The sequence below is a fragment of the Methylocucumis oryzae genome (genome assembly GCF_000963695.1).
GTDB lineage: Bacteria > Pseudomonadota > Gammaproteobacteria > Methylococcales > Methylomonadaceae > Methylovulum > Methylovulum oryzae.
Genome location: NZ_LAJX01000276.1, coordinates 1 through 1,765, shown reverse-complemented (window position 1 = coordinate 1,765; position 1,765 = coordinate 1). Strand labels below are relative to the sequence as shown.

Here is a 1,765-nt window from a genome sequence, read left to right as displayed (position 1 = left end):
GTCATTCAGAACGTATAACGCCAGGGATGGCGTGTAGTAGGGCAACGCAGGAGCAGTTGCCGAGGACGCCGTAAATACGTCCCTGTAGGCTTGGCGGTAGCATCCCTGCTGCCGACACCTTCGCTCTAAACGCCCTATCCCGTCTTAAGTGTGTAGCCCAAATTCAATAGACACTAGCCAGTACTCACCACTATCTAAGACACTGTATTAGAATTTTGCTATTTTGCAATGCTGGGTTGTTTATATTCTGCCGATTCAAAGAACGGTGTTGGCTTTAAGCTATTATGATTAGCCCATTGAACCGGAGCAGGTTTAGGGTCAACAGGATAAATAGCTAGACCGAATAAGTCATTGATAATCATTGCCGAGCGCCAGGCGGCTAAACTTAATTGAGCATCGGCGACGCCGTGGCTATTGCGACCCGCGTTTTGCATGTAAATCCTATGTTCAGATGGGCCATCCCACGGCACTTGATAATGTTGGTTAAGTTTGGGAAAACCCTCATCATCTAAGTCCATGCGCGCTTTTAGCGTTGCCAAGCAAGTTGGCAGCACATAATGATAGCCAGTGGCAAAAACGACGACATCAGCCAGGCTGTCTTCATTTTCATTGTTAAAACCATTGCGCATATATAAATGGAATGCATTATGGCTGCGCTCCATTATGTAAACTTCGCGGTTAGGCAAAATACGATAATGGGTTGGCTGGGTTTCCAGAAAATCTTGTGTGTAAAGATAACGCGACAATGCTTGTAAAGTGGCGGGTGATACGCCATCGCCGGTTAACTTATGTGCCGCAATAATCGGTTGCTTTCGTGCCGGTGGTAGCTCATGGAATTGCCGCAAATAATCAGGCGTGAAATATTCATTAGTAAATGCGGTTTCATCGAGTGGGTCTAAACCCGGTCTACGGCTAATCCAAGTGATGTCGGCAGCTTGCCCACGCGCACCAGACATTAAATCTAAAAATATTTCCGCACCGCTTTGACCGCCGCCGATAATGGCTACCCGTTTACCGGTTACTTGTAAATCGCTGACGGCATAATGGTGACTATGCAAACACGCGCTGCCTAAGCTAGGTTTAGCCCAATTTGGCACATAAGGTGTCATTCCTGTACCTATTACCAGGTTTTGGCTATGCACATCGGAGGGTGTGCCTGCTATTTTTAACGTAAATCGGTTGTGGTCAAAAGTTATGTCTTGAATGTCGCTGTTAAACCTTAGATTAGGCAGTTGCTCCGCAGCCCAGCGTAGGTAATTAGCAAATTCTAAACGCGGTACGCGCGCGAAATCGGCGTTGATAAATCGGTAAAACCGACCTTGTTTGACTAAATACGCTAAAAAACTGCACGGATTAGTCGGGTCAATCGGTGTTACCAAATCTTTCAGATAAGACGTTTGCATTTGCGTATCAGGTAACATCATGCCGGGATGCCAACTAAATTCAGACCTGCGCTCAAAAAATAAGCTGCGTTGGTTAGATAAGGGTGCTAATAACGCTGCCAGGCTCAGATTAAAAGGGCCTATGCCTATACCGGCTAAATCTAATATCTTATTCATCAAATTTCCTTGCTGGTTGAAACCTCCCCTTTGGGGGAATCGTTTTGTAGACAACGCGGCGAACGCCTTGTTATCTTTTGGCTACCCACTTAAGCCGGGACAGGTCATTCAGAGTGAAGGACGCCGTAAATACGTCCCTGTAGGCTTGGCGGCAGCATCCCTGCTGCCGACACCTTCACTCTAAACAACCTGTCCCGGCTTGGTAT

General features: G+C 46.9%; 1 protein-coding gene. It reads right to left on the bottom strand.

All coding sequences use genetic code 11. From position 1 onward, the window contains the following. Window positions 1-218 precede the first annotated feature (218 nt). On the bottom strand, window positions 219-1,559 hold the full coding sequence (locus tag VZ94_RS19935; protein WP_045780568.1) for a lysine N(6)-hydroxylase/L-ornithine N(5)-oxygenase family protein: 1,341 nt from the start codon (window positions 1,557-1,559) through the stop codon (window positions 219-221). Window positions 1,560-1,765 lie beyond the last annotated feature (206 nt).

Coding starts and splice junctions, on each gene's coding strand:
- VZ94_RS19935 (WP_045780568.1), bottom strand. CDS start 1,559: ATGAATAAGATATTAGATTTAGCCGGTATAGGCATAGGCCCTTTTAAT.